Here is a 14,710-nt window from a genome sequence, read left to right as displayed (position 1 = left end):
ATCTACCCATTGGCGCCAGTTAACCATCTTTGCGAGTCGCCGCGCTTTTAGCAGGAAATACCGTACTGTTTTTTATCTCATACTTGTACTCGTAACTGAAATCCGGGAATGGATAATTGTTTGCCTCGTGCCACTGGCTGACGGTTTGCTCTGCTTTGTCGATAAGCCCGTTGTCTATTGAAGCCAGCTTACCAGCTAATTGGTATTGGTTAGAGAAGGCGAACTGAGCCCCTACGGCTTCAACTTGCTGTGTGATTAAAAACAGAATGTCTTCTTGTATTGATAAGAATTCTTCATTGTCTTTGCAGTGAATGTAGCACATCAAGTTGATGTGCAGTGCAAATTCTCCGATACCCGAAAAACGGACTCTGATCGGGTCTTCTTCAGTCTTAGGATGCTGAAGAAGAGTTCGCCGAAGACTGACGATAAGCACCTTAAGTTGTTGTTGAGTGAGCTCAGAGCGCACTCGCAAGACATGCTCCATGCGTCGTTTATCTCGCCTCTCTAGATTATCAATTTCCATATTGGCAAACTCAGAATTAGGGATGGTAATCAAAGAACGCTCTAAAGTTCGAATTCGCGTTGAGCGAAGCCCAATGCTTTCAATGGTGCCTAGTTTGTCACCGTAACGGCATAGTTCGCCAATCTTAATGCCGCCGTCGGCGTATAGCGTTAGACCGTTAATCACATTTTCTAGTACGGGACGAATGGCTAAGGCGACGGCTAAACCACCGACACCGATACCCGCCAAAAGTGGCGAGATAGAGAAACCCATATACTCAATGACGTAAATACCCAGTATGACAATGGTGAGTCCACCAAAGATACGTGATAAGACGGTAATCAGGGATGAGTCGACATGCTTGCCATTATGTTTGTTGAATGCATAAAGGGCGGCAAAGTATTTAAACAATGCCATGATTAGCCATGAGCTTAAGTAGAACTGGGCTAAAAAGAAACACGTCGTTAGAAACTGGTAGAATCCTCCCGTGAGCCAGATACCCTGATCAATAACTTGACGGGTAACAAACAGAATAAAGCCACAGCTGACCAGTGAAATGAGTTTTCCCACTTTCCACTTAATGTTCTTTTGTTCCCAATGTTGGTTCCATTTTCTGCCAAGAAATATACTTAAATTCAGTGCGGCGAAACATACAATGAGAACGGAAAATACCGCAACCCATTGCCACAAGGGAATCGGGCCGTATAGCTCATGAACAGGACCTGGCAAGCTCTCTATTATCGCTTTTGGAAGCAAAGGGCCTGGTGAATGGATAAAATTTTGATAGTAGTCCGGCCTTTGAGGATCGACATAGCCGATAGGCTGCATGGTTCGATACCAACGAGGAAGTTGTTGCACCGTCACAGAAGAGAAGACAAATTGTCCAGCCCGCTCCCCCGAGGCAATTTTTATCAGCGAGATATCGGTGTTTTCAAAGCGCCAATAATCACTGATGCTTTCGTCAGGTAGAGTGGCGAATACCTCAGTGTCAAATCGGTCGAGCACTTCTCGAAGTAGTAGGATCCTTTCCATGACAACCACTTGTCGTGTTCGATTGGGTACCAATGACAAATCCATGGTTCGAATGACTTGCGCGAGTGCGCGTTCGGCTTCAACAGAGCGTAATTGTTCTTCTTGCCAGTAGTAAATCAGTTTGTCTGATGCGCTGATAAAACTCTTTACTGTGGCTTTGGGTGTCGAGGTATTTGCGAGTTCAGGATACGTGTATGCAAAGACCTGAAAGCTCGATATGAATACCAGTAAGGAAATGACTTTGTGGATTAACGGTGATTTAGACATATTTCGAGCTTGCCATCTGGGTCATATTGAAAACGAACGGTACACAAGGCGCTGTACCGTTCGTTGGGAACATCAAGGTTACTTTAGGTGCCTATTAAAAAAGCGTGAAATCTCCTCGATAGCATCATCTGCTTCAGGAAAATCATGGGTTAGGTCCGGTATGTAATCACCGTGCGATTGGCCGTCGTAAATATGCAGTTCCGCATCCACACGTTGAGCTCTCAATGCACGGTGCATGCGAACAGTGTCACTGAGTAGTAGATCCCTAGTGCCAGAGATTAAGATAGTAGGTGGAAAGTGGCGGACATCGCCATAAACGGGTGAAAGCAGTGGACTACCTAGTGGCTCTTCGCCTGCATAAAGGTTGAATGCCGCATCAATCACGCCATCTCGAGACCCTAATGGGTCCAAACCTTGTAGCGTAATCCAAGTATCCGATGTCTCTTTTAAATCGACTGCCGGTGTTCCCGCGAACAATGCACCTGGCAGAGGAAGTCCTAGATCTTTCAATTTAAGCGTTGTAGCCAAAGTGAGGTTTCCACCTGCACTGCTACCAAAGATCGCTGTTTTCTCAGCTGGTTGAGTTTTAATGAGTTCTTTCCATACAGATACGACGTCATTAATAGCGGCTGGGAAAGGGTGCTCTGGCGGTTGACGGTAGTTTATTGAAATGACGTTAGCCTTTAACCCATCAGCTATCCAAATGGCTTCACGTATTGCGGCATCACCACCCCCGAAAACAAATGCGCCGCCATGAATGTGTACTAACCAGCGGTCCTGATATTGAGGGGACACGGTGTTCGAAGAAACAAAGTACGTATCAACACCCGCAAACTGTTTTCGTTCGTAGCTTACGTCGAGCTTGTTGGCTGCTTCTAACGCCAATGCCGCATGTGGAGCATCAAACAGTGAGCGGGCTGCAAGCCATTCTTCTGTTGTTGCGGGGATCGGCATGCTCATTGGATACACTTTTTGATCAACGATAGCGGCAAAGTTACTTGAGACGCCGACTGGTGTCGGGATTTGGCGCTCTGTCATGGTGACGCTTGCAGCAGCAGAAGTGGCAATTAGTCCAGTCAATGACAATGCAGTAATGGTTCTTGCGACATAGCTTTTCATCATATTTCACTCAACATCGTTTGGGTGGTCGTATTCGTTGAGTGTTATTCTTCACATAAGAAGGCTCGTTGGCGATGAATTAGAGAAATTCAGTTCTGAGTGTGGAAAAATAATTTTTCGGTATGTTTATTGTGAAGCAAGACTGTTGCTCAATAAAAAAGCCAATGCCATCAAAGCACTTGCGTTACCCGTCCATATTGGGTGTGGCGGGCTCATTGGCACGGGCAAATTTGAATGAATAACAAGAGAATGTAGAAGTTAAATTTACAGTGTAAATGCCTTTTAATATCAGTGCCTAGCTATGACTAAGGGGCAACCACTACATATTTTCCATTATCGAGAGGCAAGAACCAATCGCCTCGAGACACAAAGTACTGCTGGCGCTTTTTATGTACGACAGTCGCGCCTTCAGGAAGTCTTTTGACGATTTGACCTGGGCGATAGCGAGAGAGGTTTTCACGCTCAACGTAGATGTAGCGATCTTTGCCTTCTTTGTAGTATTTACCGTCGATCACCGCATAAGTGATGCCTGCAATCGCAAGAAATACCGCAGTCTCGGGCAACATGCTGCGTTTGTAATCATGGTGAATGACGTGAACTTCTTTCTTGTGGCGCTTGTGATTTTTCCAGGGTTTATCAATATGCTTATGCCAAGGCTCAGCGTGCGACGGCAAAGCACACAACGTTACGAGTAGGCCAGTTAATAGAAATGTTGGTTTATTCATTGGGATCCGTCAATGAGTAGTCAATTTGTCTCATTGTTACGGATTGTAGCTTTGCAACGTCAATGTTAAGTCATGATTTAATCATAATTAAATCATGATATTGAGAGTTGAATAGCGCTGGCTATGACTCGGGCTGCTTTGATGTATTTATGTTATGCATACTGGTCAGATGGATTCTTAGCAAATTGAGAACACACGATGTTCTCTAATTTGCATTACCAAACACTAAGTTATCGATGTCGCAGTGATCCTCGCGAATCTTTGGGTGTATCAAGGCGATTTCATTATGTTGCTTTATTTTGCTGGGGTTAATACCGTAGTACTTTTTAAATACCGTACTGTAGTAACTTGAGCAGTCAAAACCACTGAGTTGAGCACTCTGTTTTATTGACTCACCAGCATAAAGAAAGCGTAGCGAATACTTAAGCCGAATAATGTTAAGCAGCTGGTTAAACGTGATGTCCTCTTTGTTTAGAGTTCGATGAAGCTGAGAGAGCGTCATGTCTAACGATTCGGCGAGATTATCGACATTCCATTTGTGAGTGATGTTGGCGCGTATATTATGAACCAAGCGATCGATATCGTTAGGAAATGCGGCAATGGCAATCAGATCTTTTGGTGAAAGAGTATAGAGGTAAGCGAGCATGGCGGAGCAAAAAACCGCGTATATGGCACAGGGATTCTCTCTTATCAAGGCAATATCGTGTGCGGTTTGAAAGTAATGGTCAACAGGAAATGCATCGCTATTATTTGACTTGTGGATCGTGCCGAAATCAAACCGGTTGATAATAGGCCGAAACTGAGCCTCCACAATACTAAATCTGTGAACGGTTATCTTTTTGTTGATATCAAAAGCTCTTAGCGAAATACCAACATTAGAATAAGCGGGAATATACAGCACTTTTGATGAAAAACTTTCGTACATCTGACCGTTGATGCAGATAAATCCTTTTGCATTTTCCAGCATAATAAGGTTGTGTTTAGTGACAAAAATAGAAGACGTCACCTTGGTAGTGTTCAATTGGATAGTACGAAACATATTCTTTAGATTATTCAATAGTAAAATCGATGGCCGATGAGGTTGGCTTTGGCCTTTTAGCAAGGCTTTGTAATGACTCGTTGTAATCTGAGTGGTGCTCTTTAAATAAAGGAATAGCGAGCTTGACATCCATGGGGTAATAGTAGAAATAACCTTGCATTAGCAAGTTTGGACACAGATGGAGTATATGCTGGTAAGCCGTTTCGATACCTTCAACAATAATGAGCGACGCGTAAAGGCCGAGTAACTCGGTGAGCATGCAGATGATTTCGTCGTTATCGTGATAAAGCAAGTAGGTCTTGTCTAGTTTAATGGCGTCCCACCTAAAGTACTGTAAGGCGTGAGTCTTACTTTTGTCTTTGTGATTGTAATCGTCTAACCACATTTGTATCCCATGGCTTCTGAGCTTCTTAACATTTTGCGCAAGGCCGCTGCAGTTTAGAGTTAATTGGGCGCAAGTGACCTCGATAGCAATCGGAAAATCAATGAGTTGTACTAAGGTATTAACGAACTCATCATCGTTCAGGCAGACAAGGGGAATATTGAAAGAGAGTAAAGCGCCATGTTCAATGATATGCGGACGGAGATACTCAATTTGAGTAAGAAATAGTTGTTGTAAAAATTGGTTATCAATTTCCTCAAAAAAGTCTTCACTGTAAAGGTGCTCACCACTTGAATCAGAAACGTGAGAAAGCACCTCATAGGCAAATACAGCGCCACTTTTTGGATGAACTATCGGCTGTACCTTAAATTCGAACTCGGCACACAGTGCGTTATTCGTTGTGGAGTGTGCCAAAAAACTGCCATCGGATTTATGTTGTTGAATACTGATTGGCATTGCGTCTTTCCTTAGAATCCATAGGGACAAATACGTTGCAATTTGTTTAAACATAATCGGCTAAGAGAATGAGTTTCAACAAAAAACGATTAATTCCAGAAAATCCTTTTTATTTGAAAGAATATGCATATAGCGTCAAAGTAATGACGCATATTAATTGCTCTGAGTATTTGTTCAAGTGATATTAACTGCAATACTTAAGTTAAAGATGACGTTGGTCAAGGTTCCTGATGTTAGCTATCCTTCGCCCTGACCGAAACGATAAATTAGCTTACCTGTGGCAAGATGATCCTTAACATTTGAGCGTGGCCCCGCCGCGTAGCGCCAGTCGGTTTGGACAGCCCAATTACTGTTTATTTGATAATGCACACCGGCACCAGCGTTGAGTTGAAATTTCTTTTGCTTGCGATCCATATTCTTCATAGCTTCGCCAAAACCAGCTGTAATAAAGGGCCTAAAGCTAGACTCTGCGTTAAAATAATACAATGCGTTGACACTGTAGTTTTCGTAAGCCGTCGAAGCTTGGCTTGCCGTATCGGTCAGGTAAGCTCTGGTATAAGTGAGGTGACCAGAAAACGCGGGTGTAAAATGCAAACCAAGTGAAAAGGATGCTCCTACGCCAGGCTCAAGCTGCCAGACCTCTGATGGAGAAACGTAACTCGCACCAGCAGAAATGCCTACAATACCGTAAGTGATTGGATCGTTGTTGTTCTGGGCGTAGTAATTGCTTCGGGTTCTCCCAGAATCGGGCGTAGTATCCAGTGCGTATTGAACCTGAAATTTAAACTGGCGCTCAGATACTCCGTTAGGCATGCCGACGTCTTGAACACCCATAAATCCAGTGCCAGCAGTCACCAGTTGCCTGCCAAATAAGTGGTTTACACCATTACCTAAACCATCCACTGGGTCTAGGAAAAAAAGCGTGGTGCTTCCTAATGCGCTAGAGCCCCAAACCGAGCCACCACTGATCCTAATTTCCTGCTCTTTATTGTACGCCCACTCACCATAAACCCAACCAAGAATTGGAGTCACAAACAGATCTTGAATCGATGGGATTTCGGCAAAAGCCTCCACGCCGTACTCCCAATAGAACGTCGACATCATGGCCGAATAAATGAAAGAGTCCCATTGACGATAGCCGGACTTTCTTGCCGATTGATAGTACACACCGCCAAAGTAAGGGTGACCAAGGTAGTTGATATACCAAACGTCCCTATCCCATACAGGGCCCTGGTTGACGTTGTCCCACCACTTTTCAAGCAATGGGTCTCCGTTTTTTTCCCATTGCGTTATTGACTCTGGCATTAAGGCCAGAGCACCAGCGACACCCAGTCCGTAGGCTCCTATCGATTTGGTTTGCGACCATAATCTTTCGCTGTCCTCGCCATTTTGAGGAGAAAATAGAGACACCCGATAAGGGTTATCATAATTCGAATTTTGCGGTTGGATTTCTTCCCAAGCACTGTTGGAAGTTTGAGTGTCTGTGTAAATGGTAAAGGAGAGTGGGTTAGTTTGGTATTCAACAGCGTCAGAAAACGATCCTTGGGTGGCTGAGAAATCAATGTCATCGCCAATTGCGTATGGCGCAATAGCGAATGCGGTAGTCATTAAAGCGGATGGGAGAGCTCGCACAATGGCCTCTAAAGTGGTCTGATTCAAGTAACGGAAATGGATTGTAGGAGAGGAAACAACATGTAACGATGGATTTGAGAAATTCAATAATGCAAGGGTAGCTAAGCGGCAATGATTGATGAATTGACCAAACTCACCACGATGGAGTCGTTGTAATGCCAAGATTGCTTTTATTTGAAAGGAGAGTGTGCTTTATGAAAGGTTGGCGACAAAACTCAATGATCACGCTATACGTGTCGCTGGGCAGTTCAGTCAAAAAACTTAGATCAGTGACATTCGAGAAATCACAAAAGGTCACTCGTTAACCGTAGGTAATAGGAAGTGTTGACTATCAATAAAGTGCATCTCTTTTTAATTAGCGAAATGCACAAGGTTGGCATGGTTTGAATTGAACCATGGGGTTACAGTCTGGATTTAAACTCCAATACTTTTTCCGGACACACATCGATGCAGCGACCGCAGCTAATACAATCCTGACTCATGACTTTTCTATCCCCTTCTTTTAGGGGCTGACGCAGAACGTCAGGCTCTGGGCAAACGTTGTAGCAGTCCATACATTTAGTGCAGGCTTCACGATGTGTTGCTGTGATACGAATGATACTCTTGTTTCCAATAATCCCATAGGTCGCGCCTAGTGGACACAAATGACCACACCAACCGTGTTCGACTAACACTAAGTCGAGCAGAAACACCAAAAAGATCAAAATCCAACCCGCTCCCATTCCGAAGACAAGGCCGCGATGCAACGTGGCGACAGGGTCGATCCACGCCCAAAGTAATGAACCAGAAACCGCGCTGCCAATGAGAATAACGGGTATCAACCAGTAGCGGATTTTAGGTGACCACGAGTAGCTAGTTTTTAAATTGAATTTACGTCTAAGCCACGCGGATAGATCGGTTACAAGGTTAAGTGGGCAAACCCATGCACAAAAGGCTCGGGGTGCGAGAAAGGCATAAAAGGCGATGACTATCGCGACACCAATCAGGGCGTTTGCTTCTGGCCAGTGGCCAGTGGCAATCGTTTGAAACACCAATAAAGGGTCACTGAGTGGGATGGCCTCAAACAGCATGCTTGATGACAGGTTACCGGTCAGTATGCCCCACGTAGGCCCCATCATGAATAAGCCCATAATGGCGAGTTGACACACTCGACGCAGAAGTAAAAATCGATGTGCTTGCCACCATCCCAGCGCGTTTACGGCGTCTTTGCCAGCGTCTTTGGCTAAGTTTTTGGCCATTACTCGCCTCCTCCGGTTGGGTCCGTGGTGTTATTTGGAGCGATATTGAGCTGCTCTGGGAAGTTACCGTCTCTAAGTTCAACGTTCTCTTCCCAACCTAACTGATAATGCTCACCCATTTTGCCTTTCGCTAATTCAATGGGAACGACCTTAATGGTGGCGACTTCCGTAACGCAAGCTTGTTCGCATTTACCACAGCCAGTGCAAGCATCAGAATGTACAGTTGGGATTAGTTTGGCGTGATAACCCGTGCGTTGGTTGCGGATGGACTCAAGAGTGATTGCTTCATCGATAAGAGGACAAACTCGATAACACACATCACAACGCAAGCCCTGCCAATTTAGACATTCTTCATGATCAATGAGTACGGCTAGACCCATGCGGGCGTCGTCAATATTGGTGAGCGAATGATCAAGAGCACCACTAGGGCAGGCGACAACACAGGGAATATCGTCACACATTTCACAAGGAATATTGCGAGCGCTAAAATACGGTGTCCCTGAAGCAACGGGGGACAGTAGGGTCGCAAGTTTAAGCGTATCGTAAGGGCAGGCTTGAACGCACAAACCGCAACGAATACAGGCTTCTTCAAATTGATTTCCTTCTAGTGCCCCTGGTGGACGAATCGGTACGCTGCCGCTGTCTTTTGCTTGGCTTTGGCGAGATTGTAATCCCAATACAGTTGCAGCAGCACCAACACCGACGGCGGTTCTGGCGGCATCTCTCAAAAATCGGCGACGACTTTCAGACGTTTTACTACGAGACATATTGAGACCTTTATCAACTATGACAAAAACATGTCGGTCATTATTGGTGTGGCGTTATTCGATAAATTTAGTGGTATTCTTTTTGAATAACATCACACTTTGGGATTAAACGTAGAGTGTGTTGATTTGCATCAAGTACGAGATAAGGCGGTGATCACATCTTAAGGAAGTTGCTAGGGCGACAATGCTGACAACGCGTGAGTTCCTACGTTTCCATCTAAATATTATAGCTTAGTTGGCGCTGAACGAGCTGTTCAGGCAGCGGAAGGAGTCCACTGCCTAGAGAAGGAAAAGCTAGGCGAATGGATTTTTTTTGTTGTTCTTAATGGCTCGATGAACGAGCCCTATGATGGCCAATAGCATCATAGATAGACTGATTACGACAACGCCTTTAGAAAGCAGCTGTTGATAATTATCTAAAGCCGGATTGGTCATAATCCATTTGCCAGCGAGTAGTAGTACCAAGCACCATATTAGCGAGCTTGAAATACTAATGAGAACGGTTTTTAGGGGGTTAAGTTTAGCGATTCCCATTAGCATGGGTGTGAGCACTCTAACAAAGGGTACGAAGCGAGAGATAAATAATGAAGCGAAGCCGTATTTGTTTAATAAGCGGTGTGCTTTAGGCAGGGAATCGTCGGGAAGAATTCGTTCTAGATAACTCACAAAAGGGGTTTTGTGGAGTACACGTCCCTGGAAATAGGCACATATTGAACCTAGCGATGCCGCTGCGCAAAGCGCTGCTCCGGCTGAGTAGAAATCTAAGATACCCAAGCCTATCATGCCACCAACGAAAAGAACTAGACTGTCTCCTGGCAAGGGCAAGAATACAAAGCTGGATTCTAAAAAGAGAATGGCTGCCAATAAGAACAGAAACCATTTTAGAGAGCTAACTTGCTGTAGTGTTTCAAAGTCGTGATGCCAAACGGCGAGTAATATTTCGAGCATAATTCAAACCATCCTATAGAAAACGGTGCCACTATTATGTGTGAAGCAAAAAAGTGGCACTTAGAGCAACGACTGAAACATCAGCGTGATATCGATAACAAAGACAAGCAGTTGAGTTGCCCTATTTAGTGAATTTGTACGGCGGCTGGTAACGTGACACTAGCCATGAGTTCTGCGATGAACGGTAAGCACACCGAGCAGCAATAAGCGTTCTTTTGTGAAAGCGTATCACGGACAGACCTCCTCATTGCTCATGTCGTTATTGGCATAGTGCTTAGGTTGAAGACCCAAAAGTTGTGGTAGGGTGACGCCAATCGAAATGGATGACCAAGTTCCACTCGCTATTCCAACACACAATGCGATGGCAAAGCCTTCTAGCGCTGCGCCGCCAAGAAGCCATAGGCTTGCGACGGTCACAAGTGTTGTTCCTGATGTCACAAGCGTGCGCGAAAAAGTTGCCTTAACGGCATCGTTAATAAGATGGTTGGTCGTTCCATTTGGGTTGCCTTTTAGAAGCTCTCTGGCTCTGTCAGCGATGATGATCGAATCATTAAGCGAATAGCCCAGCACAGCCAAAACAGCGGCCAAAACAGTTAAATTGAATTCAATTTGCGTAAGTGAAAATAGGCCAACAACCAATACAACGTCATAGACCAGCGCTACTAGTGAACCAAGAGCTAAGCGCCATTCAAATCGATAACTAAGGTAAAGCATCGTGAGAACGAAACAGGTCAGAATAGCCAAGCTTCCTTGCTCTACCATATCTTGTCCTACCTGAGGGCCCACAACACTACTATTGAGAACATCGACACTGCTACTAATCGGTGTCAGCACGTCGGTAATTGAAGGTTGTATAGTCTCCGTCTGGTTGTAACGAATGATCCAGCGGCCGGGTTCATTTGAGCTTACAAGCTGGACGTCTTGAGCAAGCGCAGAATCGAGTTGTGTCTTAATGGTGCTAGACGTAATGTCGTGATCAATATTCACCTCGGCGACCACACCGCCAGTAAAGTCCAGCCCCCAGTTGAAGCCCTTAAAGGTGATAAAGGCAACAGAGATGATAAACAAGAAAGCAGAAATACCAGACATGCCAAAGCGAAGTCTTGTAAGCGTGTTGTGAGAAATCGTCATAATTAAACCCTTACGTCACGGCGTTGATCACGCCCCCAAATTAAGTTGATAAGCGCGCGAGAGGCAAAAATGCCGGTGAACATACTGGTTAGCAAGCCAAGCCCTAGCGTTAGAGCAAAGCCTTGGATAGGCCCATTACCGATGGCATAAAGTGCGAGTGCGACAATCATGGTGGTGAGATTGGCATCGATGATGGAAGAAAAGGCGCTATCAAATCCCCGATCAATCGATTGGGCAAAGTTCCTACCCTCTTTCATTTTGTCTTTAATGCGTTCGAAAATAAGTACGTTTGTGTCTACTGCCATACCAACGGTGAGTACTAATCCTGCAATACCGGGTAAAGTAAGCACCGCACCCGGCAGCAATGCGATAAGACCAAACAACATCACCATGTTGGTGATAAGAGCAGCGTTGGCGACCCAACCAAGGCGGCGATACCACAGAGCAATAAATGTCAGCGTAAACCCAAGACCTAAAGCAAGCGCTGAAAATCCGTTTTTGACGTTTTCGGCACCTAACGATGGGCCAATGGTGCGTTCTTCAATAATGGTCACTGGCGCTGTAAGAGACCCCGCTCGTAATAGCAAAGCAAGCTCTTGCGCGTCTTGCATGCTACCGACACCTGTGATTCTGAAGCGGTTACCAAGCTGGGATTGAATCGTCGCAACACTAATCACATTACTGACTTGCTGGCTTACTCCATTGGCATCTCGACTGTACTCGCTATAAACGGTGGCCATTGGGTTACCAATATTGGCACGGGAGAACTGCGACATTTTTCGGCCACCCATTGAATCAAGTGAAATATTGACCTCGGCTGTGCCCATTTCACCCACGCCAGCACGCGCATCAATGATGTGCTCACCACCGAGTACGGCGCGACGATTGACCACAACGGGGTTGTCGTGATTGTCATTTAACGTTTTAGAGTGCGCGTTGGCGGAATTGACGACGTCATGGAATGCCAGAGAGGCGGTTGCACCAATCACATCTTTGGCGGTAGCGGGGTCCTGCACTCCAGGAAGTTCGATCCGAATACGGTTTTCACCTTGACGCTGAACCGATGCTTCAGTAATGCCTAGTTCTGTCAAACGACTGCGCATGATTTGCAGGTTTTGCTGTACCGTAAGAGTGCGTAGCGTGCTTTTTTCTTCATCCGATTGAGTCAGAATGACGGTATTCGTTGTGGAACTGATCTGCCATTGAGGGAAACGCTCACGAACGATACTGCGCGCCGAAGTCACATCCTCACGAGTGCGCAATGTTATTTGTACTTTGTCTTTTACTTGTCGACCGCGGCTCGCACGAATTTCGCTAGTGATTTCGTCAATCACCATCTGACGGTGCGCTTGATAGACGGGTTCCATATCGACTTCCAATAGAAATTGGACACCGCCTCGCAGATCAAGCCCAAGCTTAATGGGTGAAAATCCCCAGTTGGTAATCCATTTTGGCGCTGCAGGCTCCATTGCTAAAGCAACGGTGGTATCTTCGCCCAGTTGTGCGTCAAGCTGCGCTTTTGCTGTGGCTTGCTGAGCTGGGTCTTGCAATACGACTACGGTACGTTCACCTTGTTGATCGATACTCAATGTATCGATATTGGCATTATCGAGTCGCTTGGATAGCGCAACAGCATCAAGTGTATTGTTGCCGCGTTGACTGATGTGTAAGGCTGCATTTTCCCCGTACCACGAAGGTAGAGCGCTGAGCAGCATGATAACGATGGTGCTAATTAAGACGATGTATTTCCACTTCGCATAGCGGTTAATGGATGGTTGTGTTGTTCTTTTCTTCACGTGTAACTCTCTTTTCAAAAGAAGAATAACAAGTGCGCGAAACAGTTCAGTGTTAGGACGTTGCATACATGTGGCGTAGCGCAATGAGCTCGATTTTAGCGATAAACTACAAGCTACCCCGAATGAAATTCACTTTTGGATGCAAGGAATTGGACTGTTTGAGCGCGATCTAAGTGGGTGCCCTTAAGGCATTAGATGCGTGAAATTAGATAAACCGAGCGTGATCGTGGGCGTATAAAGCGTTGCTGTCCTTCCAACCAGACAGCCGGGAAGGGGAAGTGGCGTTGCTATTGACCCAGTAAAGGGTAGATTCAGGCAGTTCAATGGTGCTTAAGGCGCTAGCCAGAAGCTGTGGTGGCATGAATGCAATAAGTAAGTAGTAGTCGGGTTTTACCCCCAAAGTTGCACAGTTGTCGCCACTCATAACGCGACGTAGCAAGGAAGCAAAGTAGGGTGTCGCATTTTCACTAAACGCGGTGTCATCTTCATTACCTGAAGTGACAGTGTCACCCGTCCGAGCCGGTAGACACCGATCGATAGGGTCGCTATGACTGCATTCTAAAGTAGTGAGGGAACTGGTAAAGTCGATGTTGAATTGAGGTGTTGACGGGTACTCTTGTGCGCTCACTGTGTATGAACACAATGATAAGACCGCGACAACAAGTAATGCATAACAACGCTTCAACAAGGATCAAAACCAATTTCAATTTAGAACTTGCGCAGTATAAACGATAAATACCGTATGAAAGACTCTTATTCAGAGCTCTTTGTTGCAAGATATGTCGAAAACCCAGCTGTGACTGGTTTTTATAACAGAGTCAGCATTAAGAATGCCCCATTGACATCTATATTGTTGTAGGAATGTAAGTTTGTTGTATTGATTGATGATGACCTATATGCAGGCTTCATGGTTTGTATTTTCTTCTATTTTTCTTTTTCCATTAATCTGCTCGCAGCCAAAGACTGGCTAACAGAATAATTCTTAAAGGTAAAATTATGAAAAAGCAAATCGTAGCGATGACACTGGCTTCTCTTTTCGCAGGTGGCGCTATTGCCAGTGAGTTTACTGGTGGTTTAGAGATTGATCATAAATTTGACGCAGGTGCCGATGCCGAAGGTAATAAAGGCACAGTTAAGGATGACGGTCTAAAAATATTTGCTGGCTATAATGGATTTGGCCTATCTGCAAAACGTAACACTGCAGGTGAAAACGAATTTAATGCAAACTACACCCACGATCTTGAGACATTTTGGTTGAAGGGTGAAGTTGAAGGTGTGGTACGTACTAAAGGTAGCAACGATGTGATTAAGGCTGGCCTTACCGCAGGTACATCGTTCGATGACTATCTTGATGTGAGCATTCGCTACCGTAAAGACCAGGAAGTGAACAAGAAAAATGTGACTGCTGAAAAGTCTAATGTTGATCGCTTTGACTTCTTCGTAGGCAGCCAGGTAACTGAACGAGTTTACTTTGGCGCTAAAGTTGTCAACCAAACTGAACGTAACAGCACTCTTGCATCACAAAACAACGGCAAGAACTGGAACAACTATGAGCTTCGTGCGTCATTTACAAGTTTCGAAGCCTGGACTCCATTTGTTGAGATCGGCAACGAACAGACTGGTCTAAACAAGCGTGATTCGTACGCGAAATTTGGCGCTGTATTCGCGTTCTAATT

The 14,710-nt window shown here is 45.2% G+C and carries 13 protein-coding genes; 1 reads left to right on the top strand and 12 read right to left on the bottom strand.

The window, feature by feature from the left end; genetic code table 11:
- Nucleotides 1-19: 19 nt before the first annotated feature.
- The 12 genes from LNL84_RS08855 to LNL84_RS08800 all read right to left on the bottom strand — a co-directional run bounded on the left by LNL84_RS08855 (nucleotide 20) and on the right by LNL84_RS08800 (nucleotide 13,662).
- Nucleotides 20-1,801 (bottom strand): mechanosensitive ion channel family protein, encoded by a 1,782-nt coding sequence (locus LNL84_RS08855; RefSeq protein WP_244356862.1) that lies wholly within the window; start codon nucleotides 1,799-1,801, stop codon nucleotides 20-22.
- 78 nt (nucleotides 1,802-1,879) lie between these two features.
- The gene (locus tag LNL84_RS08850; RefSeq protein ID WP_244356861.1) at nucleotides 1,880-2,923 is read right to left on the bottom strand and encodes an alpha/beta hydrolase; all 1,044 of its coding nucleotides are present in this window, start codon (nucleotides 2,921-2,923) and stop codon (nucleotides 1,880-1,882) included.
- A gap of 302 nt (nucleotides 2,924-3,225) precedes the next feature.
- Complete coding sequence (locus LNL84_RS08845; RefSeq protein ID WP_244356860.1) at nucleotides 3,226-3,645, bottom strand: DUF6515 family protein; 420 nt, start codon at nucleotides 3,643-3,645, stop codon at nucleotides 3,226-3,228.
- A gap of 205 nt (nucleotides 3,646-3,850) precedes the next feature.
- Entirely contained in the window at nucleotides 3,851-4,684 is an 834-nt protein-coding gene (locus LNL84_RS08840; protein ID WP_244356859.1) for a helix-turn-helix transcriptional regulator, read from the bottom strand.
- A gap of 10 nt (nucleotides 4,685-4,694) precedes the next feature.
- On the bottom strand, nucleotides 4,695-5,522 hold the full coding sequence (locus LNL84_RS08835) for an EAL domain-containing protein (protein ID WP_244356858.1): 828 nt from the start codon (nucleotides 5,520-5,522) through the stop codon (nucleotides 4,695-4,697).
- 237 nt (nucleotides 5,523-5,759) lie between these two features.
- Nucleotides 5,760-7,154 (bottom strand): DUF3943 domain-containing protein, encoded by a 1,395-nt coding sequence (locus LNL84_RS08830; RefSeq protein ID WP_244356857.1) that lies wholly within the window; start codon nucleotides 7,152-7,154, stop codon nucleotides 5,760-5,762.
- Between the two features lie 401 nt (nucleotides 7,155-7,555).
- Nucleotides 7,556-8,392 carry a quinol dehydrogenase ferredoxin subunit NapH gene (gene napH / locus LNL84_RS08825; protein ID WP_244356856.1) on the bottom strand — a complete coding sequence of 279 codons (837 nt, stop codon included), beginning with the start codon at nucleotides 8,390-8,392 and terminating at the stop codon, nucleotides 7,556-7,558.
- Nucleotides 8,392-9,159, bottom strand: coding sequence for a ferredoxin-type protein NapG (napG, locus tag LNL84_RS08820; protein ID WP_244356855.1), 768 nt, complete (start codon nucleotides 9,157-9,159; stop codon nucleotides 8,392-8,394). Before napG ends, napH begins: the two co-directional genes overlap by 1 nt.
- 294 nt (nucleotides 9,160-9,453) lie before the next feature.
- Complete coding sequence (locus tag LNL84_RS08815) at nucleotides 9,454-10,107, bottom strand: DedA family protein (protein ID WP_244356854.1); 654 nt, start codon at nucleotides 10,105-10,107, stop codon at nucleotides 9,454-9,456.
- 228 nt (nucleotides 10,108-10,335) lie between these two features.
- Complete coding sequence (gene secF, locus LNL84_RS08810) at nucleotides 10,336-11,238, bottom strand: protein translocase subunit SecF (protein ID WP_244356853.1); 903 nt, start codon at nucleotides 11,236-11,238, stop codon at nucleotides 10,336-10,338.
- Nucleotides 11,239-11,240: 2 nt separating this feature from the next.
- Nucleotides 11,241-13,034 (bottom strand): protein translocase subunit SecD, encoded by a 1,794-nt coding sequence (gene secD, locus LNL84_RS08805; RefSeq protein ID WP_425244295.1) that lies wholly within the window; start codon nucleotides 13,032-13,034, stop codon nucleotides 11,241-11,243.
- A gap of 205 nt (nucleotides 13,035-13,239) precedes the next feature.
- On the bottom strand, nucleotides 13,240-13,662 hold the full coding sequence (locus tag LNL84_RS08800) for a hypothetical protein (protein WP_244356851.1): 423 nt from the start codon (nucleotides 13,660-13,662) through the stop codon (nucleotides 13,240-13,242).
- A 368-nt stretch (nucleotides 13,663-14,030) separates the two neighbouring features.
- Between LNL84_RS08800 and LNL84_RS08795 the strand changes: the two genes are divergently transcribed.
- Nucleotides 14,031-14,708 carry an oligogalacturonate-specific porin KdgM family protein gene (locus tag LNL84_RS08795; protein WP_244356850.1) on the top strand — a complete coding sequence of 226 codons (678 nt, stop codon included), beginning with the start codon at nucleotides 14,031-14,033 and terminating at the stop codon, nucleotides 14,706-14,708.
- Nucleotides 14,709-14,710: the final 2 nt, after the last annotated feature.

Origin of the sequence: Vibrio gelatinilyticus, from assembly GCF_022836845.1 — a bacterium.
GTDB classification, from domain to species: domain Bacteria; phylum Pseudomonadota; class Gammaproteobacteria; order Enterobacterales; family Vibrionaceae; genus Vibrio; species Vibrio gelatinilyticus.
This window is presented reverse-complemented; position numbering and strand designations above follow the sequence as displayed.

What these genes read in the sequence shown, in the direction of transcription:
- LNL84_RS08855 (WP_244356862.1), bottom strand. Translation starts at nt 1,801, where the DNA reads ATGTCTAAATCACCGTTAATCCACAAAGTCATTTCCTTACTGGTATTC.
- LNL84_RS08850 (WP_244356861.1), bottom strand. Translation starts at nt 2,923, where the DNA reads ATGATGAAAAGCTATGTCGCAAGAACCATTACTGCATTGTCATTGACT.
- LNL84_RS08845 (WP_244356860.1), bottom strand. Translation starts at nt 3,645, where the DNA reads ATGAATAAACCAACATTTCTATTAACTGGCCTACTCGTAACGTTGTGT.
- LNL84_RS08840 (WP_244356859.1), bottom strand. Translation starts at nt 4,684, where the DNA reads ATGTTTCGTACTATCCAATTGAACACTACCAAGGTGACGTCTTCTATT.
- LNL84_RS08835 (WP_244356858.1), bottom strand. Translation starts at nt 5,522, where the DNA reads ATGCCAATCAGTATTCAACAACATAAATCCGATGGCAGTTTTTTGGCA.
- napH (WP_244356856.1), bottom strand. Translation starts at nt 8,392, where the DNA reads ATGGCCAAAAACTTAGCCAAAGACGCTGGCAAAGACGCCGTAAACGCG.
- napG (WP_244356855.1), bottom strand. Translation starts at nt 9,159, where the DNA reads ATGTCTCGTAGTAAAACGTCTGAAAGTCGTCGCCGATTTTTGAGAGAT.
- LNL84_RS08815 (WP_244356854.1), bottom strand. Translation starts at nt 10,107, where the DNA reads ATGCTCGAAATATTACTCGCCGTTTGGCATCACGACTTTGAAACACTA.
- secF (WP_244356853.1), bottom strand. Translation starts at nt 11,238, where the DNA reads ATGACGATTTCTCACAACACGCTTACAAGACTTCGCTTTGGCATGTCT.
- LNL84_RS08795 (WP_244356850.1), top strand. Translation starts at nt 14,031, where the DNA reads ATGAAAAAGCAAATCGTAGCGATGACACTGGCTTCTCTTTTCGCAGGT.